Annotated in this window: 23 protein-coding genes; 16 read left to right on the forward strand and 7 right to left on the reverse strand. The window is 65.0% G+C overall.

Annotated elements, in window-relative coordinates:
• Positions 1-19 precede the first annotated feature (19 nt).
• The 6 genes from ABIB54_RS14080 to dnaE all read left to right on the forward strand — a co-directional run bounded on the left by ABIB54_RS14080 (position 20) and on the right by dnaE (position 7072).
• Positions 20-508: a cell division protein SepF gene (locus ABIB54_RS14080; RefSeq protein WP_354576145.1), complete on the forward strand. Its 489-nt coding sequence runs from the start codon at positions 20-22 to the stop codon at positions 506-508.
• A 74-nt stretch (positions 509-582) separates the two neighbouring features.
• A complete protein-coding gene (locus ABIB54_RS14085; protein WP_354576146.1) occupies positions 583-888 on the forward strand; it encodes a YggT family protein in 306 nt (101 codons plus the stop codon).
• A 194-nt stretch (positions 889-1082) separates the two neighbouring features.
• On the forward strand, positions 1083-1922 hold the full coding sequence (locus ABIB54_RS14090; protein WP_354576147.1) for a DivIVA domain-containing protein: 840 nt from the start codon (positions 1083-1085) through the stop codon (positions 1920-1922).
• Complete coding sequence (lspA, locus tag ABIB54_RS14095) at positions 1909-2556, forward strand: signal peptidase II (RefSeq protein WP_354576148.1); 648 nt, start codon at positions 1909-1911, stop codon at positions 2554-2556. Before ABIB54_RS14090 ends, lspA begins: the two co-directional genes overlap by 14 nt.
• Positions 2557-2564: 8 nt before the next feature.
• Positions 2565-3485 (forward strand): RluA family pseudouridine synthase, encoded by a 921-nt coding sequence (locus tag ABIB54_RS14100; RefSeq protein WP_354576149.1) that lies wholly within the window; start codon positions 2565-2567, stop codon positions 3483-3485.
• 47 nt (positions 3486-3532) lie between these two features.
• Entirely contained in the window at positions 3533-7072 is a 3540-nt protein-coding gene (gene dnaE, locus ABIB54_RS14105) for a DNA polymerase III subunit alpha (protein ID WP_354576150.1), read from the forward strand.
• Between the two features lie 3 nt (positions 7073-7075).
• Here the strand turns inward: dnaE and ABIB54_RS14110 are convergent, their stop codons facing one another.
• Both ABIB54_RS14110 and ABIB54_RS14115 read right to left on the reverse strand, forming a co-directional pair.
• Positions 7076-7726 carry a hypothetical protein gene (locus ABIB54_RS14110; RefSeq protein WP_354576151.1) on the reverse strand — a complete coding sequence of 217 codons (651 nt, stop codon included), beginning with the start codon at positions 7724-7726 and terminating at the stop codon, positions 7076-7078.
• Between the two features lie 97 nt (positions 7727-7823).
• Positions 7824-8342, reverse strand: a complete 519-nt coding sequence (locus ABIB54_RS14115) for a flavin reductase family protein (protein WP_354576152.1) — start codon at positions 8340-8342, stop codon at positions 7824-7826.
• A 95-nt stretch (positions 8343-8437) separates the two neighbouring features.
• On the opposite strand from ABIB54_RS14115, the gene hisD reads away from it, so the two are divergent.
• From hisD to ABIB54_RS14130, 3 genes are read left to right on the forward strand one after another with little or no spacing between them, the layout of a single operon-like run.
• Complete coding sequence (gene hisD, locus ABIB54_RS14120) at positions 8438-9748, forward strand: histidinol dehydrogenase (protein ID WP_354576153.1); 1311 nt, start codon at positions 8438-8440, stop codon at positions 9746-9748.
• Between the two features lie 43 nt (positions 9749-9791).
• Positions 9792-10265 carry a transcriptional regulator NrdR gene (gene nrdR / locus ABIB54_RS14125; RefSeq protein WP_354576171.1) on the forward strand — a complete coding sequence of 158 codons (474 nt, stop codon included), beginning with the start codon at positions 9792-9794 and terminating at the stop codon, positions 10263-10265.
• Between the two features lie 33 nt (positions 10266-10298).
• On the forward strand, positions 10299-11327 hold the full coding sequence (locus tag ABIB54_RS14130; RefSeq protein WP_354576154.1) for a quinone-dependent dihydroorotate dehydrogenase: 1029 nt from the start codon (positions 10299-10301) through the stop codon (positions 11325-11327).
• Between the two features lie 169 nt (positions 11328-11496).
• On the opposite strand, the gene ABIB54_RS14135 is transcribed toward ABIB54_RS14130, so the two are convergent.
• Positions 11497-12084, reverse strand: a complete 588-nt coding sequence (locus ABIB54_RS14135) for a DUF3043 domain-containing protein (RefSeq protein ID WP_354576155.1) — start codon at positions 12082-12084, stop codon at positions 11497-11499.
• A 41-nt stretch (positions 12085-12125) separates the two neighbouring features.
• Here ABIB54_RS14135 and ABIB54_RS14140 point away from each other — a divergent pair, with 41 nt between their 5' ends.
• The 6 genes from ABIB54_RS14140 to ABIB54_RS14165 all read left to right on the forward strand — a co-directional run bounded on the left by ABIB54_RS14140 (position 12126) and on the right by ABIB54_RS14165 (position 17793).
• Positions 12126-13535 (forward strand): dipeptidase, encoded by a 1410-nt coding sequence (locus tag ABIB54_RS14140; protein ID WP_354576156.1) that lies wholly within the window; start codon positions 12126-12128, stop codon positions 13533-13535.
• Between the two features lie 85 nt (positions 13536-13620).
• A complete protein-coding gene (gene erpA, locus ABIB54_RS14145; protein ID WP_354576157.1) occupies positions 13621-14004 on the forward strand; it encodes an iron-sulfur cluster insertion protein ErpA in 384 nt (127 codons plus the stop codon).
• Positions 14005-14235: 231 nt separating this feature from the next.
• Entirely contained in the window at positions 14236-15120 is an 885-nt protein-coding gene (ctaC, locus tag ABIB54_RS14150; protein WP_502917134.1) for an aa3-type cytochrome oxidase subunit II, read from the forward strand.
• Between the two features lie 10 nt (positions 15121-15130).
• On the forward strand, positions 15131-16888 hold the full coding sequence (ctaD, locus tag ABIB54_RS14155; protein ID WP_354576159.1) for an aa3-type cytochrome oxidase subunit I: 1758 nt from the start codon (positions 15131-15133) through the stop codon (positions 16886-16888).
• 4 nt (positions 16889-16892) lie between these two features.
• Positions 16893-17360 (forward strand): cytochrome c oxidase subunit 4, encoded by a 468-nt coding sequence (locus tag ABIB54_RS14160; RefSeq protein WP_354576160.1) that lies wholly within the window; start codon positions 16893-16895, stop codon positions 17358-17360.
• A complete protein-coding gene (locus tag ABIB54_RS14165) occupies positions 17329-17793 on the forward strand; it encodes a GNAT family N-acetyltransferase (protein ID WP_354576161.1) in 465 nt (154 codons plus the stop codon). Before ABIB54_RS14160 ends, ABIB54_RS14165 begins: the two co-directional genes overlap by 32 nt.
• A 283-nt stretch (positions 17794-18076) precedes the next feature.
• On the opposite strand, the gene qcrB is transcribed toward ABIB54_RS14165, so the two are convergent.
• The 4 genes from qcrB to ctaE form a co-directional block, all read right to left on the reverse strand.
• Positions 18077-19720 (reverse strand): cytochrome bc1 complex cytochrome b subunit, encoded by a 1644-nt coding sequence (gene qcrB, locus ABIB54_RS14170; RefSeq protein WP_354576162.1) that lies wholly within the window; start codon positions 19718-19720, stop codon positions 18077-18079.
• The gene (gene qcrA, locus ABIB54_RS14175; protein ID WP_354576163.1) at positions 19717-20787 is read right to left on the reverse strand and encodes a cytochrome bc1 complex Rieske iron-sulfur subunit; all 1071 of its coding nucleotides are present in this window, start codon (positions 20785-20787) and stop codon (positions 19717-19719) included. Before qcrA ends, qcrB begins: the two co-directional genes overlap by 4 nt.
• Positions 20788-20863: 76 nt before the next feature.
• On the reverse strand, positions 20864-21682 hold the full coding sequence (qcrC, locus tag ABIB54_RS14180) for a cytochrome bc1 complex diheme cytochrome c subunit (RefSeq protein WP_354576164.1): 819 nt from the start codon (positions 21680-21682) through the stop codon (positions 20864-20866).
• Positions 21683-21720: 38 nt separating this feature from the next.
• On the reverse strand, positions 21721-22389 hold the full coding sequence (gene ctaE, locus ABIB54_RS14185) for an aa3-type cytochrome oxidase subunit III (RefSeq protein ID WP_354576165.1): 669 nt from the start codon (positions 22387-22389) through the stop codon (positions 21721-21723).
• Positions 22390-22450: 61 nt separating this feature from the next.
• On the opposite strand from ctaE, the gene trpD reads away from it, so the two are divergent.
• Complete coding sequence (trpD, locus tag ABIB54_RS14190; RefSeq protein WP_354576166.1) at positions 22451-23503, forward strand: anthranilate phosphoribosyltransferase; 1053 nt, start codon at positions 22451-22453, stop codon at positions 23501-23503.
• Positions 23504-23706 lie beyond the last annotated feature (203 nt).

Below are 23706 nucleotides of genomic sequence, written 5' to 3' on the forward strand. Positions count from 1 at the left end.
CCACCACAGGAGGCACGTAATGGCTAACCCACTTCGCAAGACCATGGTCTACCTTGGCCTCGCCGATGAGGAGTTCGACTACGAGGACGCCGCCCCCGTGGCTCCGGCACCTGTCGCCCGCGAGGTGCGTGAGTCTCCCCAGGCTGCGCAGTCCTCCGGTACCCGTGCTCCCGTCACACCCCTTCGCCGTGCTCCATCACAGAAGAATGCCTCACACTCCGACATGAACGAGATCCTCACCGTCCACCCGCGCCAGTACAAGGACGCCCAGGCCATCGCCGAGGCGTTCCGTGACGGCATCCCGGTGATCATCAACCTCTCCCAGATGAGCGAGCCGGAGGCGCGTCGACTCGTCGACTTCGCCAGTGGACTGTCGCAGGGGCTCTACGGCAAGATCGAGCGCGTCACCAGCAAGGTCTTCCTGCTGTCTCCGGCGCACGTCGCCGTCAGCGGAGACCAGGCCTCCGTCGAATCCGACGTCGATGCGTCGTTCTTCGCCCAGTCCTGAGCGATCCTGCCAGTCCTCATCCAATAAGACGCTCCCGGTAATTGCTCCCGGCGCGCGCGCCCTAGTCTGACAACGTGACCTCAAACCCCTTCGCCATCCCAGCCAGCATCGCGTATTACCTGCTGCTGCTGTATTTCTTCGTGCTGTGGGGCAGATTCATCCTCGATCTCGTGCGTAATTTCTCGCGGGGATGGCGCCCGCACGGCTTGGGACTGGTGGTCTCCGAGTTCGTCTTCGCCCTCACCGACCCGCCCATCTCACTCGTGCGACGGGTGATCCCCACCATCCGCATCGGCGGATTCGCGCTCGACTTCGCCTGGAGCATCGTGATGATCGTCACTCTGATCCTGCTCTCGGTCGCATCCGCTCTCAGCGTCTGAGGCATCCGACACCGGTTTCCACCCGGCCGCTCGGGGTACGGCGCGCCGTAGCCCGGGATGCACAGCACTCCCTGTGTACTCTGGGAGCGTGGTCGAACACCACGCGGCATCTCGACCCGATGACGCCGTCAGTTTGCTAGCGTTAGCTGACTGTTATTAGCGCTGTACCAGATGAGTTTTTTGAGGTGGCACCCATGGCACTTACGCCTGAAGATGTAGTCAACAAGCGATTCCAGCCGACCAAGTTCCGTGAGGGGTACGACCAGGACGAGGTCGACGACTTCCTGGACGAGGTCGTCGTTGAGCTTCGCCGTCTCAACCAGGAAAATGAGGAGCTGCGCCAGCGCCTCGTCGCCGGTGAGTCCCGCATCAGCGAGCTCCAGCGCAATGCCGCGCAGCCCGCCGCCCTCACCGAGGCACCGCAGCCTCAGGCCCCGGCCGAGCAGGGCCAGCTCGCCCAGGCTCTGCCCCGCTTCGGAGAGACCCCGGTCGCCGCTCCCGTCGAGCCTGTGCCCGCACCGGTTCCGGCTCCGATCGCCTACCCCTCGCCAGAGCAGAACGCGATCGACTCCGGCAGCACCAACAACCTCCTGCAGCTGGCGCGCAAGCTCCACGAGGAGCACGTGCGCGAGGGAATCGAGAAGCGCGATGCGCTCATTGCCGAGGGCCACGCCACCGCCGCTCGGGTCGTGAGCGAGGCCGAGGCGGCACAGCGTTCGCAGATCTCCCAGCTCGACAACGAGAAGGCCGCTCTCGAGCAGCAGAAGACCACGATCGAGCACCAGATCGAAGACCTGCGCACCTTCGAGCGGGAGTACCGCCAGAAGCTCAAGGGCTACATCGAGGGCCAGTTGAAGGAGCTCGACGCCACCGAGCCCGCCGCAGCCCCCGAGACCCCGGCCCCCGTCGCCTCCGCCCCGGTCGCCGCGGCGCCGTACGAGAGCGTGCCGGCAACCAGCGGATCCTACGACCTCGGTTCGTCCGACGGTGTGCAGTCGCCGCCTGCCAGCTTCCAGGGCTTTGGCGGCAACTGAACCGCAGGCGAAGGATCCCGCGTCTAAGGTCAGCGGCTCGGCGGTCAGCGTCCGAGCCCTCATCGCGCTGGCCCTCGTCGCGGTAGTCGTCTACAGTCTCGACCAGTTCACCAAGTTCCTCATCGTCAGTAACCTGACGGAGGGGGAGCAGGTGAAGGCGATCGGGGAGCTGCTGCAGTTCCACTTCGTCAAGAATTCGGGTGCGGCCTTCTCGATCGCGAGCGGGTCAACCTGGATCTTCTCCATCGCGGCCTCCGCCGTCACGATATTCATCATCGGCTTCGCGCGCCGCATCCGTTCGGTCGGCTGGGCGGTGCTGTTCGGGATGCTCCTGGGCGGCACCACCGGCAACCTCACCGATCGCCTGTTCCGCGAGCCGGGGTTCGGCGTCGGACACGTCGTCGACTTCATCCAGGTGCAGGGCTTTCCGGCCATCTTCAACATCGCAGACTCGTTCATCGTCGCGAGCATGGGACTCTTCATCCTGCTGACGCTTCGAGGAATCGGGCTCGACGGGCGCAAGGCATCCGAGCGTCACCCCGGCGTTGCGAGCGACACCGGTACCGACTCCCACATCGCTGGCGCCAACACCGCTGACGCCAACACCGACATCCACACCCCCGACACCAAGTAGGCCTCCCCATGGAATCGCGCAGCCTCCCTGTACCGGACGGGCTCGCCGGGGAACGTGTCGACGCCGCCCTTGCGAAACTGATGGGCTTCTCGCGCAACTTCGCCGCGGAGATCGCCGAAGCCGGGGGAGTCGTCGCCGACGGAGTCACCCTGGGCAAATCGGATCGGTTGCGGGCCGAGAGCTGGCTCGAGGTCACCTGGCAGCCGAAGGTCGCTCCCTCGATCGAACCCGTCGTCGTGCCAGACCTCGGCATCGTGTACGACGATGACGACATCGTGGTGGTGGACAAACCCGTTGGCGTCGCGGCGCATCCCTCCGTGGGCTGGACCGGCCCGACAGTGCTCGGGGCGCTTGCGGGAGCGGGATTCCGTGTTTCAACATCGGGTGCCGCGGAGCGCGCGGGGATCGTGCATCGCCTCGATGCTGGCACGAGCGGCCTCATGGTCGTGGCGAAGAGTGAACGCGCCTACACGGAACTCAAGCGGCAGTTCCACGATCGCGAGGTCGACAAGATCTATCACGCTGTGGTGCAGGGACATCCGGATCCGCTCTCCGGAACTATCGATGCGCCGATCGGGCGGCATCCGTCGTCGAGCTGGAAGTTCGCGGTCACCTCGGACGGCAAGAACTCCGTGACTCACTACGAGACGCTCGAGGCTTTTCCCAGCGCCTCCCTGCTCGAAGTGCACCTGGAGACCGGCCGTACTCACCAGATCCGGGTTCATATGGCCGCCCAGCGGCACCCCTGCGTCGGCGATGCGATGTACGGAGCAGACCCCACGATCTCCGCGCGACTGGGCCTCACCCGGCAGTGGCTGCACGCGAAACAGCTCGGTTTCACGCACCCCGGAACACAGGAGAGGGTGCTCTTCACGAGCGAGTATCCGGCCGACCTGCAACACGCGCTCGACGTGCTCCGCGGCGACTGACCGAGGCTTAAGCTGGATGCCCACCCCCGGTCAGTAAGGCTCAGGAATTGCCCCACAGCAACGATTCATTCGTGCACCTGCACGTGCACAGCGAATATTCGATGCTCGATGGTGCCGCCCGCATCGGCCCGCTGATGAAGGCTGCTTCCGAGCAGGAGATGCCGGCCATAGCGATGACCGACCATGGCAACATGTTCGGCGCATACGACTTCTGGAAGCAGGCGACGGCGAACGGGGTGAAGCCGATCATCGGCACCGAGGCCTACATCACGCCCGGCACCGCGCGCCAGGACCGCACCAGGGTGAAGTGGGGCGCGAATCACCAGAACCAGGATGACGTCGGCGGTTCGGGTTCGTACACGCACATGACACTGCTCTCGCAGAACAACGAGGGCATGCACAACCTGTTCCGGCTCTCCTCGCTCGCCTCGATCGAGGGCTACTACTTCAAGCCGCGCATGGACCGGGAGCTGCTCAGCACCTACAGCAGTGGCATCATCGCGACCACGGGCTGCGTGGGAGGCGAGGTGCAGACGAGGCTGCGTCTCGGCCAGTACGAGGAGGCCCGACAAGCCGCGGCCGATTTCCGGGACATCTTCGGCGAGGGCAACTTCTTCGCCGAGGTCATGGACCACGGAATCGATATCGAGCGCCGCACCATGGAGGACCTGCTGCGGCTCGCCAAAGACCTGAACCTCCCCCTGCTGGCGACAAACGACCTTCACTACACGCACGCCCACGATTCCACCGCTCACGCTGCGCTGCTCTGCGTGCAGTCCGCCTCGACGCTCGACGATCCCAACCGCTTCAAGTTCGACTCGAACGAGTTCTACCTCAAGTCGGCCGCCGAGATGCGACACCTGTTCCGCGATCATCCCGAAGCCTGCGACAACACGCTGCTCATCGCCGAGCGGTGCGACGTGACCTTCGAACACCGCAACCTCATGCCGCGCTTCCCGGTGCCGGAAGGGGAGACCGAGGCCACCTGGTTCGAGAAGGAAGTGAACGCCGGCATGCTGCGGCGCTTCCACAATGCGCCATCGGAGGCGCATCTCGCCCAGGCGAAGTACGAGGTCGATGTGATCAAGCAGATGGGATTCCCCGGCTACTTCCTCGTCGTGGCGGACTTCATCACCTGGGCGAAGGCGCAGGGCATCCGCGTCGGGCCGGGGCGTGGATCCGCCGCCGGGTCCATGGCCTCCTACGCGATGGGCATCACCGAACTCGACCCGCTTGCGCACGGCCTCATCTTCGAGCGGTTCCTCAACCCCGAGCGCGTATCGATGCCCGATGTGGATGTCGACTTCGATGATCGGCGACGCGGTGAGGTCATCCGCTACGTCACCGAGAAGTACGGCGACGACAGGGTCGCGCAGATCGTCACCTACGGCACGATCAAGGCCAAGCAGGCCCTCAAGGACTCGGCTCGAGTGCTCGGCATGCCCTATTCGGTGGGCGAGAAGCTCACCAAGGCGATGCCCCCGGCCATCATGGGCAAGGACATCACCCTCGGCGAGGTGCTCGACAAGGCCTCCCCGCGCTGGAAGGAGGCCGCGGACTTCCGTGCGGTGCTCGAGACGGACCGGGATGCCGCGACGGTCTTCGAGACGGCGCAGGGTATCGAGAACCTCAAGCGCCAGTGGGGAGTGCACGCCGCGGGGGTCATCCTCTCGGCCGAGCCGCTCATCGACGTGCTGCCGATCATGAAGCGCGAAGACGACGGCGCGATCATCACCCAGTTCGACCAGCCCCCGCTGGAGTCCCTCGGACTCATCAAGATGGACTTCCTCGGGCTCCGGAACCTCACCGTCATCGAAGACGCGCTGAGGATGATCGAGAAGAACTCCGGCTCCACACTCGTGATCGAAGATCTCGACCTCGATGCCGACCAGAAGACCTACGACCTCCTCGCCCGCGGCGACACGCTCGGCGTGTTCCAGTTGGACGGCGGGCCCATGCGCTCGCTGCTCAAGCAGCTCAAGCCGACCAACTTCGAAGACATCTCCGCGGTCATCGCCCTGTACCGCCCGGGTCCGATGGGCATGAACTCCCACACGAACTACGCGCTGCGCAAGAACGGCCTGCAGACGATCGATGCGATCCATCCCGAGCTCGCGGAGCCGCTGCGCGAGAGTCTCGGCATCACCTACGGCCTCATCGTCTACCAGGAGCAGGTGATGTCGGTCGCCCAGAAGGTGGCCGGATTCACCCTCGGCCAGGCCGACGTTCTTCGGCGGGCGATGGGCAAGAAGAAGAAGTCGGAGCTCGACAAGCAGTACGCCGACTTCGAGGCCGGGATGACCGGCAACGGCTACAGCGCCCAGGCGGTGAAGGTGCTCTGGGACACCCTGATGCCCTTCGCCGACTACGCCTTCAACAAGGCCCACAGCGCCGGCTACGGCGTGCTGAGCTACTGGACCGCCTACCTCAAGGCGAATCATCCCGCCGAGTACATGGCGGCGCTCCTCACGAGCGTCGGGGACTCGAAGGACAAGCTCGGCATGTATCTGAGCGAGTGCCGTCGCATGGGTATCCGGGTGCTGGCTCCGGACGTGAACGAGTCGAGCGGGGACTTCACCGCGGTGCCGAGTGAGATCGGCGGCGTCGGCGACATCCGCTTCGGGCTCGGCGCGATCCGCAACGTCGGAACGAACGTGGTCGAGGCGATCGCGAAGTCCCGGGAGGAGAAGGGCCGTTTCGAGTCATTCCACGACTTCCTGCGCAAGGTGCCGATCCAGGTGGCGAACAAGCGCACCGTCGAGTCACTCATCAAGTCGGGTGCCTTCGATTCGACGGCTGCGACCCGCAGGGCGCTGCTGGAGATCCATGAGGATGCCATCGACTCCGCGGTGAGCGACAAGAGGGCCGAAGCCAACGGCCAGGTCGGTTTCGACTTCGACAGCCTCTGGGACGAGCCCCAGGCCGTCAACCAGGTGCCCGACCGGCCCGAATGGTCGAAGCGCGACAAGCTCGCGTTCGAGCGCGAGATGCTCGGGCTGTACGTGTCCGATCATCCGCTCGCCGGTCTCGAGCTCCAGCTCGCCAAGCTCGCCGGTTCGACGATCACCGAGGTTCTCGCGGGAGAGGTCGCCGGCGACGGGGAACATGTGACAGTTGCGGGACTGATCACCTCGGTGCAGCATCGCACGGCACGAAATTCCGGCAACCAGTACGGCCTCATCACTGTCGAAGACTTCGCGGGGGAGATCACGGTGATGTTCCTGGGCAAGGCCTACCAGGAGTTCTCGCCAGCCCTCACCAACGATGCCATCGTCGTCGTGCGCGGACGGGTCAGCATGCGCGACGACGGAATGAACCTGCACGCGTCGAGCATGTTCACGCCCGATCTCGGCCAGAGCCTCGGGTCGGGCCCCCTTACGATCTCGATGCCCGAATTCCGGGCGACGACGGATGTGGTGACGCAGTTGAACGACGTGCTCATCCGGCATTCCGGCGATACCGAAGTGCGGCTCAAGCTCGTCAAGGGCGAGACAGCGCGGGTGTTCGAGATCCCGTTCCCGGTGTCCGTCAACGCCGACCTCTACGGCGAGCTCAAGTCGCTCCTCGGTCCCAACTGCGTGGTCTGACGGTCAGGGCTGAAGCACGATCGGGGGATAGCTGATGCGGGTGGAATACCAGTTCCACCGAGCGCCGGCGGTCTGTTCGATGTACGCGTACACCGGCTGGTTCGCGGGAAGGCTCGAGTAGGCCACCGAGATCGACGCGGTGCCGTTCACCACTCTCGAACCGAGCCCAGACACGCCCGGCAGGAACGACAGGCCCTGAACGGTGAAGGTGACTGGGCCGAATGTCTCCACAGCAAAGGAGATGACGTAAGTCGCGGGAGATGTGTTGCCGTAGGCGCCCGGCTCGAAATGGGCCTGGGCGACGGGGTTGCGGCTCGGTGTGACCGTGCGGTCGAAGCCCGCGTAGGGGGTCGCGGCGTCCGTCTGCACGATCGTTGGCATGATCAGCGTGGTGTTGGTGCGCCCGAGGCCGATGGTCTTGGTGGGACTGAGGGTGTCGATCGTGCGGAACCATACGTGGGACGGAATGTAGCGATTCGAGGGCGCGTAGGCGAGGGCCACATCGCGCAGGTCGAGAGTGTCGGTGAACGAGTCGACATCGGCCGAGGTCCGGTCGAACGCGGTGTGGGTGAGCTCAGTGCTGTCGAGCTCAGGGCTGTCGAGCTCTGTGCTGTCGAGTTGCGGGCTCGTGGCGCGGGAATCGATGGTGGTCATGGAATCCTCCTCAGTATCGGGACGTGGTTGTGCCGATACCCCTAGGAGCACACCGGCCACGTCCAGATACACGCGAGGGCGCGCGGCGTCGTGTCGACTAGACCGTCTCGCCCGGCTTCAGGTAGGTGCGCTCGTGATAGAGCAGCGCGGCATCCGGTTCGCCAAGGGCGCCCTCTTCGACCTGCACGACGACGACGACGTTGTTGGCGACGGGGAAGCGCTCGACGATGCGCCCGACCATCCACGAGGTGACGCCCTCGAGGATCGGGAGGCCGTGCGGTCCCGGCGCCCAGTGGTCGCCTTCGAAGCGCAGGTCGTGGTCGCCGGACATCCGCTCGGCCAAGTGACGCGTCCGGGCTCCCATGGTCTGGATGGCCACCCAGTCCGTTCCGGCGACGGCGGGCCACGCGCTGGCCACCTTCGCCATGTTGAAGGTCGCGAGCGGCGGCACGGCAGCGAGTGAGGCGAGCGATGTCGCGGTGAATCCGACGGGCTTGCCCTCGGGGGTGAGCGCGGTGATCACGACGACACCGGCGGCATGCCGACGGAAGGCGTGCTTGAACGCGGCGATACCGTCCGGCTCTTCCGGGGTGATCACGGGCGCTGTCTCATCCATACGGCTATCAATTCTGTCTCGACTGGCGATATTCCCCTGGCGGTCAGGTGACTCCCACGAAGGTGCCAGAGAGGGTCCCCTAGGATTGGCTCGCCATGATCCAGACCATTGACCTTCGGGGACTTAAGCCTAGCCGCGCCGAACTGCTCGCCCTCGTTCCGAGGTCACTAACCGACGTAAACGCCGCGTCGGCAATCGCGCAGGAGCTCATCTCGGAGGTGCGAGAGCGGGGCGAGGAGGCCCTTCTCGACCAGGCCGAACGGTTCGACGGCGTGCGTCCGGCGCTGGTGCGGCAGGATGTCGCGCACATCTCGGCAGCCGTGAGGGCCCTCAGCGTTCCGGTACGCGACGCCCTCGAAGAGGCGATCGTGCGCGTGCGGGCCGCCTCTGAAGCCCAGTTGCCCTCGCCGCGCGTGACCACTCTCGGGCCTGGCGCCGAGGTCATCCAGCGCTGGAGCCCGGTTGCCCGCGTCGGCTTGTATGTGCCCGGCGGCAAGGCCGTGTATCCCTCGAGCGTCGTCATGAACGTGGTGCCAGCCCAGGTCGCGGGGGTGTCTTCCGTGGCGCTCGCCTCGCCGGCGCAACGACAGTTCGACGGAAACATCCACCCCACCATCCTCGGAGCGGCCGGGCTTCTCGGCATCGACGAGGTCTACGCCATGGGCGGCGCCGGGGCGATCGGCGCCTTCGCCTGGGGGGTGCCCGGTCTCAGCCTCGATCCCGTGCAGGTCATCACCGGCCCGGGCAACGTCTACGTGGCCGCGGCCAAGCGCATCGTGCGCGGCCAGGTCGGTATCGACTCCGAGGCCGGGCCCACCGAGATCCTGGTGATCGCGGATGCCACGGCCGATCCCTTTCTCGTCGCGACCGACCTGATCAGCCAGGCCGAGCACGACGAACTCGCCGCGTCGGTGCTGGTCACGGACTCTGTGGACCTCGCCGACCGTGTGCAGGAGGAGCTCCTCAGGCTCGCCCCCCTCACGCCGCACAGCTCTCGCGTCGACATCTCGCTTCGCGGGGTCCAGTCGGCAGTCGTGCTCGTCGACACCATGGTGGCTGCGGCGGCATTCAGCAACGTCTACGGTCCGGAGCACCTCGAGATCCAGACCGCCGATCCGGGCCAGGTGCTCGATCTCATCGAGAGTGCCGGCGCGATCTTCCTCGGAGCGCACTCGCCCGTCAGCCTCGGCGACTACCTCGCCGGGTCGAACCACGTGCTCCCCACCGGAGGGCAGGCGAGATTCACTCCCGGGCTCGGCGCCTACACCTTCCTGCGCCCCCAGCAGGTGATCCGCTACGACCGCGGCGCACTCAAGGCTGTGCAAGAGAGGGTGGTCGCGCTGGCGACCGCCGAAGACCTGCCGGCGCACGCCGCCGCGATCACTGCGCGGTTCACCGAACGGTAGCGCATGCCTCGGGTGAGCCGTGGCGCGGTATCCTGTCAGCACCATGTTCTGCCCCTTCTGCAGGTATCCCGATTCCCGTGTCATCGACTCGCGAACGAGCGACGACGGCATGTCCATCCGCCGCCGCCGCCAGTGTCCGGATTGCGGCCGACGCTTCTCCACCACCGAGACCGCGAGTCTCAACGTCGTGAAGCGCAGCGGCGTCGTGCAGCCCTTCAGCCGGGAGAAGATCGTCTCCGGCGTGCGTAAGGCCTGCCAGGGCAGACCGGTCACCGACACGGATCTCGCCATGCTCGCCCAGCGGGTCGAGGAGACCATTCGTGCCACCGGGGCGTCCCAGGTGGATGCCAACGACATCGGACTCGCGATCCTCCCACCACTGCGGGAGCTCGACGAGGTCGCCTACCTGCGCTTCGCCAGCGTGTACCAGGGCTTCGACTCCCTCGAGGACTTCGAGGCGGCCATCACGCTCCTCCGGGTCGAACACGACGCCTCAGCAGAGGTCTCCGAGAACTGAAGGCGGTCGCCGGGCCGGTAGCCTGAACCTGGCATGTATCGACTACTCTTCAGGCTCGTCCTCACCCGGCTCGACCCGGAGACCGCGCACCACCTCGCGTTCGACGTGATCCGCTGGCTTCCTCGCATCGGACTCGGCGCGATCCTCCGTCGGCTCAGTCGGCCCGGCCCCTCCCTCGCGGTCGACACCCTCGGCCTGAGATTCGCCTCACCCTTCGGTGTCGCCGCCGGTTTCGACAAGGACGGCCGCGCCATCCGGGGCCTCGGCCAGCTCGGATTCGGCCACGTGGAGGTGGGTACCATCACGGCGATCGCGCAGCCGGGAAACGACCGCCCGCGCCTGTTCCGCCTGATCCCCGACAGCGCGGTGATCAACCGCATGGGCTTCAATAATCGCGGAGCGGCGGATGCGGCCCCTCGATTCGCGCGCGAGCTCGCCCGCGGCATCCGCCCCGTCATCGGCGCGAACATCGGCAAGAGCCGCGTCGTGGACGTGGATGACGCGATCGCCGACTATCTCGTCAGCGCTCGCCTGCTCGCTCCGGTCAGCGACTATCTCGCCGTGAACGTGAGTTCCCCGAACACTCCTGGACTGCGGGGACTGCAGGAGCTCGACAAGCTCACCCCCCTGCTCACCGCCGTCAATGACGCGGCGGGAGACACCCCCGTGCTCGTGAAGATCGCGCCGGACCTCACCGACGACCAGGTGCGACGAATAGCCGAACTCGCGGTGGAACTCGGGCTCGCGGGCATCATCGCCACCAATACGACCCTGTCCCGTGACGGACTGGTGACGGATGCCGCGATCGTCGAGGCTGCGGGAGCCGGAGGGCTCTCCGGTGCCCCACTCGCCGCCCGGTCGCTCGCGGTCCTGCGTATCATCCGCACCGCAGTGCCGCAGGACTTCTGCGTGATCTCCGTCGGGGGAGTGGACACCGCCGCCGATGTCGCCGAACGCCTCGCCGCCGGTGCGACTCTCGTGCAGGGCTATACCGCGTTCCTCTACCGCGGACCACTGTGGGCCCGCTCGGTCAACCGCGGGCTGGAGAAACTCCGCTCCTGACAGGCTCACTCGCGCGAATCCGGGCGCATACGGACATTCGGGGCGGGCGCGCCGGCCCGGTGTGTCCGCAGTCGCCCGGAGTGCGCGGGACGACAGGCAGCCCGTGGTCCGAACCGGTCGAAACTCTCCCGGGACGAAAACCTTGCCGCAGAACCCTCGGCCGCGACACTCAGGTCGGGAAGGCTCCGCGCTTCACCTGCGGCTTCGGAAGGCGCATGGGACGCAGCTGGAGAGCCCTCATGGCGGTGTACCAGCGGTTGCCCTTCTGCACCTTGTCTTCCCCGTACTTTGCGGTGAGCTTGCGCTGGATCAGCACGCCGGCGACGATGCAGTCGATCACGGCGATGAGGAAGAATCCCCAGAGCGCGAAGATGGCGATCGACTGGACCACGGCGTTGTTGATGAAGGTGAGGATGATCACCAGGAACATCACCGGGATGATCAGTTCGCCGACACTCCAGCGGGCGTCGACGTAATCGCGGATGTAGCGTCGCTGCACACCCTTGTCTTTCGTCGGCAGGTACTTCTCATCGCCGTTCGCCATGCCGATGCGCGCCTTCTCGCGCGCCTCGTTCATCTTGGCGCGGGACGCCTTATTGCCGGCCTTGCGGTCGCTCGACACGAGCGGGCGCATGTTCGCTGCCTCGCGCTCCTTGCGCGTCGGCGTGGCGTGACCCTTGCCGCTCGAAATGCTGTCGGTGTTGAGGTCGTAACCGGCCGCCGGGTCGGTCTTGCTCGAACTGTCTGACTTGGCCACTGGAGATTCCTACCGATCGATGTCTGCTTAAGATTACCTTCATGTCTTCTTCAGCGGCCACACGTCCAGAACTCCTCCAGACTCTCCGCGAATCAGTCGCCGGCGGATTCCCCGTCGCCGTCGCCGAGCTGTCGAAACTGGTGCGCATCCCCTCGGTCTCCTGGGCGGCCTTCGATCCGCAGCCGGTGAGCGAGAGTGCGGATGCCGTCGCCGCCCTCGTCACCGGGCTCGGCGTCTTCGAGACCGTGCAGGTGGCTCGTGCCCCGATCGGAACGGGGGCGGATGCCCCGCTCGGCCAGCCCGCCGTTCTCGCGACCCGCGCCGCCCGCAATGGACGGCCCACCATCCTGCTGTACGCCCACCACGACGTGCAGCCGCCCGGCAAGGACGAGGACTGGGACTCTCTCCCCTTCGAGCCGACGGTGCGGGGTGACCGCCTGTACGGTCGCGGCGCCGCCGACGACAAGGCCGGTGTGATGGCCCACATCGCCGCGATCCGTTCCTTCGTCGAGACCGTGGGAGCGGACTTCGACCTGGGGCTCGCGCTCTTCATCGAGGGGGAGGAGGAGTTCGGTTCGCGATCGTTCACCAACTTCCTCAGCGCGCACCGCTCCGAACTGGCGGCAGACGTCATCGTCGTCGCCGATTCCGACAACTGGGACGTGGACACCCCGGCCCTCACCGTCGGTCTCCGCGGCAATGTCACCTTCCGGCTCACGGTGTCGACGTTGGAGCACGCCTCGCACTCCGGGATGTTCGGGGGAGCGGTTCCGGATGCCATGCTCGCGGCCATCCGGCTGCTGGCCACCCTGCACGCCGAAGACGGGTCCGTCGCCGTCGAGGGCCTCGCCTCGCGGGAGGCCGCGACACCCGACTACCCCGAGGAGCAGCTGCGCCACGAGGCTGCCCTTCTCGAAGGCGTCGCTCCGATCGGCTCCGGTACCATCCTCAGCCGCCTCTGGTCGAAGCCTGCCATCACCGTCACCGGAATCGATGCACCGAGCGTCGGTAACGCCTCGAACACGCTTTCCCCCTCGGTCAGCGTCAAGATCAGCGCGCGGATCGCCCCCGGCCAGCAGGGCACCGAGGCCTTCGCCGCCCTCGAGCGCCATCTCCGCTCGAACGCGCCATTCGGTGCCCACATCGAGATCGACGACGTGGACACCGGAAACGGATTCCTGGTCGACACGAGCGGCTGGGCGGTGACCGAGGCGAAGACCTCGATGACGGATGCCTGGGGAGTCGAGGCCGTCGAGACCGGTATCGGCGGATCGATCCCCTTCATCGCCGACCTCGTCGAGATGTTCCCCGCGGCGCAGATCCTCGTGACCGGCGTCGAGGATCCCGACTCTCGCGCGCACAGCCCGAATGAGTCCCTGCATCTCGGAGTGTTCCAGCGGGCGATCCTCACCGAGGCCGTGCTGCTGGCGCGACTCAACGAACGCCAGTGAGACGCGCGCCGCAGCACGCAGGAACAATATCCAGCATCCGATGCTTAGACTTGATAACAGAACTCGCCGACCCTAAGGAGTTGTCATGACCGACACCGCGCTGACTGAAACCACGTCCGTCGAGACGACGTCCGAGGCCTCCGCTCACGGCGTCGGCCTCACCGACACCGCAGCCACGAAAGTGCGCAGCCTCTACGAGCAGGAGGGTCGTGACGACCTCCGCCTGCGCGTTGCCGTGCAGCCCGGCGGATGCTCCGGCCTCATCTACCAGCTCTACTTCGACGAGCGCCTGCTCGACGGCGACGCCACCGTCGACTTCGACGGTGTCGAGGTCGTCGTCGACAAGATGAGCGTGCCCTACCTCGATGGCGCGACCATCGACTTCGAAGACACCATCCAGAAGCAGGGTTTCACCATCGACAATCCCAACGCCTCTGGCAGCTGCGCGTGTGGAGACAGTTTCCACTAGGGTCCTGCCCGCCGTGGGAGCACGCTAACAGCGGGCTCCCACGCGGCATCCAGAGAAGGGAATCGCCTGGGGCGGTTCCCTTTTTTGCTGTCCGAATGCGGGGAAATTGCCGGTTCGGGTGCCCATTCCGTCCGAGAGCGCGCGTCCTGCGGAGTAGGCTTGGAGCACCAAATAAGCTGAGATTCGTCCCAGCAGTTGTCCTGTATGTCCGTGTCATCCGAGAGGTTCCAGGTGCGCTCCAACCGCCGTCTTCGATGGGCAGTAGCTCCAATCGCTGTCACGCTCGTCGTCATTCTGGCCGGCTGCAGCCAGCAGCAGCTTCGGGGCTTCCTCCCCGCAGGCTCCGCTGGCGCGACCAACCACACTTCGGGAATCACCGGACTCTGGGTCACGTCCTGGATCGTGCTGCTCGCCGTCGGCATCATCACCTGGGGTCTCATCATCTGGACTGCAGTCGTCTACCGGCGCCGCAAGGGCCAGACCGGCCTGCCGGTGCAGTTGCGCTACAACCTTCCGATCGAGATCTTCTACACGATCGTGCCGCTCATCCTCGTGCTCGGTTTCTTCGCCTTCACGGCGAAGGAGCAGAACTCGATCGAGCACGTCGTGAAGAACCCCGACGTCAAGGTCGAGGTCTACGGCAAGCGCTGGGCCTGGGACTTCAACTACCCGGGCGTCGGTCCCGGCGGCAACGGCGTGAACTCCCCGGGCATCCAGGCCCAGGAGCTCCAGAACGCCGATGGCAGCATCGACCGCTCAAAGATCCCCACCCTCTACCTGCCGGTCAACAAGAGCGTCCAGATCAAGATCGAGAGCCGCGATGTCGCGCACTCCTTCTGGGTCATCGACTTCCTATACAAGAAAGACAACATCCCCGGCAAGGACAACTACGAGTACGTCACTCCGACGAAGCTCGGCACCTTTGAAGGCAAGTGCGCGGAACTGTGTGGCGACTACCACTCGCTGATGCTGTTCCAGGTGAAGGTCGTGACGCAGTCGGAATTCGACGACTACATCCAGAGCCTCGCCGACAAGGGCCAGACCGGAATCCTCGGCCCGGAGTACAACACGAACACGAACCAGCCTGACAACAAAGCACCGTCGGCCGAGAAGTAGGGCGATCACCATGAGCACAGCGACAGCACCCGCACCGACTCCGACAGTGGGCGGCACGAGCAACAGCCAGTTCACGACCTCGCGGGTGGGCCCCAAGGGCAACATCCTGGTCAGCTGGATCACCACCACCGACCACAAGAAGATCGGGTACCTCTACCTGATCACCTCCTTCCTGTACTTCCTGCTGGGTGGAGTGATGGCGCTGGTCATCCGCGCCCAGCTGTTCGAACCAGGCCTGCAGATCGTCGCAACGAAGGAGCAGTACAACCAGCTCTTCACGATGCACGGCACGATCATGCTGCTGATGTTCGCGACGCCGCTGTTCGCCGGCTTCGTGAACTTCCTGATGCCGATCCAGATCGGCGCTCCGGATGTCGCCTTCCCGCGTCTCAACGCCTACGCCTACTGGCTCTACAGCTTCGGTTCGCTCATCGCCGTCGCCGGGTTCCTCACCCCCCAGGGTGCGGCGTCATTCGGATGGTTCGCCTATGTGCCGCTATCGACCACGACCTTCTCGCCGTCGCTGGGAGGCAACCTCTGGGTCTTCGGACTCGCCCTGAGCGGATTCGGCACCATTCTCGGAGCCGTCAACTTCATCACCACGATCGTCACGATGCGTGCGCCGGGCATGACCATGTTCCGCATGCCGATTTTCGTCTGGAACGCCCTCGTCACCTCGATCCTCGTGCTGATGGCCTTCCCGGTGCTTGCCGCGGCGCTGTTCGCTCTCGGATCCGATCGCGTCTTCGGGTCCCACCTCTACAACGTCGAGGCCGGTGGTGCGATCCTCTGGCAGCACCTCTTCTGGTTCTTCGGTCATCCCGAGGTCTACATCATCGCCCTGCCGTTCTTCGGAATCGTCTCCGAAGTCTTCCCGGTATTCAGTCGCAAGCCGATCTTCGGGTACAAGACACTCGTCTACGCCACCATTTCCATTGCGGCACTGTCGGTGACGGTGTGGGCTCACCACATGTACGTGACCGGCTCCGTTCTATTGCCCTTCTTCTCGCTCATGACAATGCTCATCGCGGTGCCGACCGGCGTGAAGATCTTCAACTGGATCGGAACGATGTGGCGGGGCTCCGTCACCTTCGAGACCCCGATGCTCTGGGCGATCGGATTCCTCGTCACCTTCACCTTCGGCGGGCTCACCGGCGTGATCCTCGCATCGCCGCCCCTCGACTTCCATGTGTCGGACACGTACTTCGTCGTGGCTCACTTCCACTACGTGGTCTTCGGCACCGTCGTCTTCGCCATGTTCAGCGGCTTCTACTTCTGGTGGCCCAAGTGGACGGGCAAGATGCTCAACGAGCGGCTGGGCAAGATCCACTTCTGGTTGCTCTTCATCGGCTTCCACACCACCTTCCTCGTGCAGCACTGGCTCGGAGTGATGGGGATGCCGCGTCGCTACGCGACCTACCAGCCGCAGGACGGGTTCACCTGGATGAACCAGCTGTCCACTGTGGGAGCCATGATCCTCGGCGTCTCGATGCTCCCGTTCATCTTCAACGTCTACATCACCGCCCGCACGGCACCGCGCGTGACGGTGAATGACCCCTGGGGCTACGGACGTTCGCTCGAGTGGGCGACCTCGTGCCCGCCGCCGCGCCACAACTTCACGTCTATTCCGCGCATCCGTTCGGAGTCTCCCGCGTTCGATCTCAACCACCCCGAAGCGGGGATCCCGGTCGGGATCGGCGGGGCCGGCCCGTTCAAGGACGCCCCGGAAGCAGCGACCTACGATGTCGCCGACGGACAGGTGAAGTAGAACTATGAACGCCCAAGCTCGAATTTTCTGGATTCTCTGCGGGTTCTTCCTCACTGTGGACGTTATCTATACCGTGTGGAGCATCATTCAGCACGGTGACGGGTACATTACTCAGCTTGCTGGGTCACAGGGGCGGGGAATTGCTACTCCGGTGGACTGGGTGGGTTCGGTAGCCCTCGGGCTCTCTGCAATTCTCTCTGCGTTCATCGCCTTCTACCTCGGGCGCACCAATAAGTCCGTCGGAGGCTTGCTGCCGGAGGATCGCCTGGACGCCAACATCGACGACGGGGACCCGGAGCAGGGATTCTTCAGCCCCTGGAGCTGGTGGCCCATCATGTTGGCCGCCGGTGGGGCGCTGCTGTTCATGGGAATCGCGATCGGGGTGTGGATTGCCTTCATTGGTGCCGCGATCACCATCATCAGTCTCGTAGGGTGGGTATATGAGTACTACCGCGGAAACTTCGCCCGCTAGCCCAACCACCGTGCGTCTGGCCTCGCCCGCCGATCGTGACGCGGTGTTCGCTCTCGTCGAGCAGCTCGGCATCGGCGAGAGGCCGAACCGCGAATCTTTCGCCGAGGCCTTCGCGCACGGCGTTGAGCCGAGCAGGGACCACTTGCTGCTCGTGGCCGAACTGGACGGCGTCGTCTCGGCCTACGCCTATACGACGATCGAGCGGCTGCTCTACACGAACGGCGACTCCGCCCAGCTGCAGGAGCTTGCGGTGAATACCCCCGCGCGTGATCGTGGCCTTGGCAGCCTTCTGGTGGCGGCTATCGAGGACGAGTGCCGCTCCCGTGGTGTCCGTCAGCTCACCGTGGCCAGCAGTCATGCGGCCCGGTTCTATGAGCGACTCGACTACCGCTCGACCTCCGACTTCCTGAAGAAGAGCTTCGTCAGCGACTGAACGCAGTCGCTCGTGCCACTGCTGTAGAGGGATCTCTTCCTGCGCTGATCCCCGGGCAGTGTCCCTGCGCGGTCTGCGTCCCGAACAAGCCTCGCCGGCGTTGTCCAGCAACGGCAGCCTGGCGCCGTGTGTCGCGGAGGGATCACCGGCCTCAGCGGGGCAGGTCGCGTGTGCGCGCCCGTGCCCCATGTCGGCCGGTCGCGCCAGACCCGCGCCCCTGCACGACTGAAGCCCCGGCCGATGATGCTTGGCCGGGGCTTCGAGTTCGTCGCTCAGGAGCGAGCTAGTGGTGTCCGGAGCGCTCCACCTCGGTCTTCGTGGCCGGCGCGATGCGATCCTCGAAGAACCAGCGGGAGAGCGCGGCGCGGGTGCGCTGGGCTCCGGAGATGCGACCGTTGGCATCCGGGCGGATCATCAACGGGGTGTACTCGTTGAAACTCACCAAGCGCCAGCGCTCGTAATCGTCGAGCTGCTCGTGCACCTCGATGTACTCGCCGCCGGGAAGTCGCACGATACGGCCGGACTCGAAGCCGTGCAGCGCGATCTCGCGGTCCTTCTTCTGCAGGCCGAGGCAGACGCGCTTCGTGATGAAGAACGCCAGCACCGGGCCGAGGAAGAAGAGCACCTGGAGCACGTGGATGACGCCCTCGATCGTGATCTTGAAGTGCGTCGCCATCAGGTCCGAGCTGGCTGCCGCCCAGAGCACCGCGTAGAAGGTGACTCCCGCCGCGCCGATCGCCGTACGAGTGGGCGCATTGCGCGGTCGCTCGGCGATGTGGTGCTCACGCTTGTCGCCCGTGATCCAGGCCTCCACGAAGGGGTACGTCGCGACGATCCCCAGGAAGGCGATGAGGATAACGGTGATCACGATGATGTTGAAGGAGTAGGTGTGGTTGAACCACACCACCTCCCACCCCGGCGGGATCAGACGGAGCATGCCGTCGGCGAATCCGATGTACCAGTCCGGTTGGGTACCGGCGGACACGGGGGAGGGGTCGTAGGGCCCGTAGGTCCAGATCGGGTTGATCGTGAAGAACGAGGCGATCAGGACGATCACTCCGAAGACCACAAAGAAGAAGCCTCCGGCCTTGGCGGCGAAGATCGGCATGATCGGCACTCCAACGACGTTGTCGTTGGTGCGTCCCGGTCCGGCGAACTGGGTGTGCTTGTTGACGATCATCAACAGGAGATGGGCACCGAGAGCCGCCACCAGGATGGCCGGAAGCAGCAGGATGTGGATCGAGTAGAACATCGCCACGAGCTTGGTGCCGGGGAACTCCCCGCCGAAGAGCAGGTAGGAGATCCAGGTTCCGACCACCGGGATGCCCTTGATGATCCCGTCGATGATGCGGAGGCCGTTGCCGGAGAGCAGGTCATCGGGAAGCGAGTACCCGGTGAATCCCTCGGCCATCGCCAGCACGAACAGCACGAAACCGATGAACCAGTTGATCTCACGCGGCTTGCGGAACGCGCCGGTGAAGAACACGCGGAGCATGTGAAGGCCGATGGATGCCACGAAGAGGAGCGCAGCCCAGTGGTGGATCTGGCGGAACAGCAGCCCACCACGCACGTCGAACGAGATATTGAGCGACGACGAATACGCGGCCGACATCTGGATGCCCTTGAGCGGCACGTAGGAGCCGTTGTAGGTCACCTCCGCCATGGACGGCTGGAAGAAGAACGTGAGGAACGTGCCCGAAAGCAGGATCACGACGAAGCTGTAGAGAGCGACCTCGCCCAGCATGAAGGACCAGTGGTCGGGGAAGATCTTGCGACCCAGTTCCTTGACCAGTCCGGAGATGCTCGTGCGCTCGTCGATGTAGTTCGCTGCAGCCCCCGTGAATCGTGCTCCACGACTCGGTGCTGCTGCCGTCGGCGTCTCGGTGACGGTCGGGGCGGCAGCGGGCTTGGTTTCAGTGACGGTCATGCTCGCTCCCAGAAACTCGGTCCGACGGGCTCGTGGAAGTCGCTTTGCGCGACGAGATATCCCTCGGAGTCGATCGCGATGGGCAACTGCGGCAGCGGGCGTGCAGCCGGACCGAAGATGACCTCGCATTCGTTGGTGACGTCGAAGGTGGAGGAGTGGCACGGGCAGAGCAGGTGATGCGTCTGCTGCTCGTAGAGTGCTACCGGACATCCGACGTGGGTGCAGATCTTGGAATAGGCGACGATTCCGTCGTAATTCCAGGATTCACGGCCCGGGGAGATGTTGAGATCCGCGGGCTTGAGGCGCATCAAGAGGACTGCAGCCTTCGCTTTTTGTTCGAGTCGATCTTCCTTGTCGTTGAGCCCCTCGGGGATGACGTGGAAGACAGATCCGATCGTGACATCCGCAGCCCTGATCGGGGTGCCGGACGGGTCGTGGGTGAGCCGAGTTCCCTTGGCCCACATGGTGTGCTCGAGCTGGGGAACGGGATCCGCGGCGGGAGCCAGATCACGGAACAGCACGACTGCCGGCAACGGGAATGCGACGAGGGCACCGATGAGGCTGTTGCGGATGAGAGTGCGACGCCCGAATCCGGACTCCTGGTTGCCCAGCTTGAAGATCTCGACGGCCTTCTCGCGGGTGGCCTCGGTTCCGCGAGTGAGATGACGGGATTCCGACATTTCATCGCCACGCATGAGGTTCTTCGACCAGTAGATCGCGCCGATTCCGATCGCGAGCAACCCGAGCGAGATTCCGAGTCCGAGGAAGACGGTGTTGAGGCGCACGGAGTTGGTGTTGCCCGGGATGATCGGGAACGCCACGTACGCCGCCACAGCGAAGACACTGCCGACGATCGAGAGGAAGAACAGCGAGTAGACGCGACGCTCGGCGACACGATCCTTCTGAGGATCGAGGTCGGTGGCGCGCAGGCGGTGCGGGGGGAGTCCCGGGTTCTCAAAGGCGTCAGAAGGTACGACTGCCGTGCCGGATTTGGCCAGGGGGGGTTCGCTTCGGACTACGGCCGACCCGGCAGCGGCGTTTGTGCCACCGTCGTCGTGCTGTGCCATTCTGGGTCCTTTCGGTGGTGCAAGAATTCTTGTCGTGCGGTGAAGTGGAGCGTGGAGCCGGACGGAACCTGGGCGACTAGTTCGCCTTTGCCGCGATCCAGATGGTGACGGCGACGATCGCGCCGAGGCCGAAGATCCAGATGAAGAGTCCTTCTGACACCGGTCCGAGGTTGCCGAGGTCGAATCCGCCCGGGGACGGGTTCTTGTCGAGGTACTTCAGGTAGGTGATGATGTCGGCCTTCTGCGTCGGCGTCAGGTTGGTGTCATTGAACACCGGCATGCTCTGCGGGCCGGTGACCATGGCCTCGTAGATGTGCACGGGAAGAACCCCGGAGAGAGCCGGGGCGAACTTGCCCTCGGTGAGCGCACCGCCCGCGCCGGCCACGTTGTGGCACATGGCGCAGTTGATGCGGAACAGCTCGGCTCCGGTCGACGCGTTGCCGTCGGCCTTGAGGTACTTCTCCGACGGGATTGCGGGACCGGGGGAGAGGGAGGCGACATAGTCGGCGAGCGAGGCGACCTGGCTGTCGGTGAACTGCACCGGCTTCTTCTCCGCCTGTGGACCCTGGTTGGCCAGCGGCATGCGGCCGGTGCCCACCTGGAAGCTCACCGATGCCGCTCCGACGCCGTAGAGACTCGGTCCGACGCCGTCGACGCCCTCGGCATTCAGGCCGTGGCACGTGGCGCAGTTGGACGAGAAGAGTTTCTTCCCCTCATCCGCCGACGCCTGCGTGTGTACCGACGAGGTCTCTGCCGACGCCGTGCTGCTGAACAGCGCGTAGGCGCCGCCCGTCGAGACTAGCCCGATGGTGATCAGAGCGATCGTGGCAAGTGGATGACGCCGACCTCGACGGCCGATGGTGCCGGCCCCGGTGGTCTTGCTGTTCTTCGCCATGCTGTGGTGTATCCCTGGTTCCTCTGGATGGATTCGAACTATTTCAGAACGTAGATGACCAGGAACAACCCGATCCACACCACGTCGACGAAGTGCCAGTAGTAGGAGACCACGATGGTCGAGGTCGCCTCCTTGTGGCCGAAGTTTTTCACGCTGTACGCACGGCCGATGATGAGCAGCATTGCTATCAGGCCGCCCGTGACGTGAAGGGCGTGGAATCCGGTGGTGATGTAGAAGGCGGAACCGTAGGAGTTCGAGGCGAGAGAGACATTTTCGCTCACGAGGTTCGCATACTCGAAGACCTGGCCGGTGACGAAGATCGCTCCGAGCGCGTAGCTGGCGAAGAACCACTCGACCATGCCCCATTTGAGGGGGCTGGGGCCGGTGCGTCGTTTCTGCAGGCGCTCTGCGGCGAACACGCCGAACTGCGCGGTGAACGAGGAGGCCACGAGGATGATCGTGTTGGTGAGCGCGTAGGGAACGTTGAGTTTCGGTGTCTCAGCGGCCCAGAGTTCCGGAGAGGTGGAACGCAGAGTGAAGTAGATGGCGAAGAGGCCGGCGAAGAACATGACCTCGCTGCCCAACCAGACAATGGTGCCGACGGCGACGACGCTCGGTCGATTGACAACGGGAGCGCTGAGGCCGGGAGAGATCGAGGTGCTGGTCACTTGTCCATTATGGCTGATCACGGCGAGTTCATTTCTCATTCGCAGCGGTAGTTCGGTCAAATTATCAGGCTCACCAAGGGTCATCGCTATGATCGCAGTCATGCCTTCCGACCTCTCCTGGCCCAGCATTCTCAGCGCACTCTTGGATGGTGAAGACCTCGCTATCAGCGAAGCATCATGGGCCATGCAGCAGGTGATGAACGGAGACGCGACTCCCGCCCAGCTTGCGGGCTTCCTCGTCGCCCTGCGGGCCAAGGGAGAGACCGTCGACGAGGTGGTCGGATTCCGCGACGCGATTCTCGAGAACGCACTTCCCCTGGTGGTCGACCCGATGGCCCTCGACATCGTCGGCACCGGCGGCGATCGATACGGCACGGTGAACGTGTCGACCATGGCCTCGGTGGTCGCCGCGGCATCCGGCGTTCCGGTGGTGAAGCACGGCAATCGTGCCGCGAGCTCGGCATCTGGATCATCAGATGTGCTTGCCGCTCTCGGCATCAATCTGGAGCTCGATCCTGAGGGAGTCGCGCGCGTGTTCGGCGAGACGGGCATCACGTTCGCATTCGCCGCACTGTTCCACCCTGGATTCCGCCACGCGGGGCCGACACGACGGGAGCTGGGGATCCCGACCGCGTTCAACTTCCTCGGTCCGCTCGTGAACCCGGCCCGCTGTGAGGCCAATGCAGTGGGCGTCGCGCATCTCGATAAGGTCCCCCTCGTCGTCGGCGTGTTCCGCACCCGCGGCGCGACCGCGCTGGTCTTTCGCGGCGATGACGGGCTCGATGAGCTCACCACGACCGGACACAGCCACATCTGGGAGGTGTCGCGCGGTTCGGTCACCGAGCACGACCTCGACCCTCTCGAACTCGGCATCCCCCGGGCAGAGATCTCCGATCTGCTCGGTGCAGACGGTGCCCACAACGCGGAAGTCGCGCGTGCAACGCTGGCCGGTCAGCTCGGACCGGTGCGGGACATCGTGCTGCTCAACGCCGCCGCCGGACTCGTGGCCTTCGACCTCGCGCGGGATCCCGCGCAGCTTCAGCTCGGCATCCTCGATCGTTTCCGGGCGAAGATCGAGGTCGCGGCGAACGCTATCGACTCCGGTGCGGCTTCTCGGAAGCTGGACGACTGGATCGCCGCCACCAACGCCTGAGAGCCGATCGGCCGGCCCTCAGTCTTCACGGAACGAGCCCGCCGAGCCCCGCGGCCGTAGGTGCGGCGCGAGGATCTCGACGGGCTCGATCGGCTTGCGTTTTGTTACTTGACGTCTCCGTCGACCCAGTCGAAGGTTTTGGTGACGGCTTTTTTCCAGAGGCGGATTTGGCGGTCGCGTTCGTCGGGGTCCATGTTGGGGGT

The sequence above is a fragment of the Frigoribacterium sp. UYMn621 genome (assembly GCF_040549525.1).
GTDB lineage: Bacteria > Actinomycetota > Actinomycetes > Actinomycetales > Microbacteriaceae > Lacisediminihabitans.